We start from the raw sequence: 245 nt of genomic DNA, 5'->3' as shown, positions 1-245 counted from the left end.
CTTTTAAGCTGGCCCGCAAGGGCATCATGGGGATGAACCAGCGCAATACCGGCTACATTAGCCGGTACAACCCGCGTAAACTCTACCCTTTGGTGGATAACAAACTTAAAACCAAAATTATTGCCCAGCGCGATAATGTCACCATTCCAGCCTTAATTGGTGTGGTGCGCACTCAGCACGATATTCAATCTATTATTCCGTTACTACAAAAGCACTCCGGTTTTGTTATCAAACCGGCTAAAGGC

The 245-nt window shown here is 46.5% G+C and carries 1 protein-coding gene; it reads left to right on the top strand.

Translation table 11 applies throughout. From position 1 onward, the window contains the following. Window positions 1-245, top strand: a 245-nt coding sequence (locus Q4528_RS15395; protein ID WP_303522583.1) for a sugar-transfer associated ATP-grasp domain-containing protein, incomplete at both ends; no start/stop codon positions are given.

Origin of the sequence: Staphylococcus pasteuri (assembly GCF_030547725.1) — a bacterium.
GTDB classification, from domain to species: Bacteria; Bacillota; Bacilli; order Staphylococcales; family Staphylococcaceae; genus Staphylococcus; species Staphylococcus pasteuri.
This window is presented reverse-complemented; position numbering and strand designations above follow the sequence as displayed.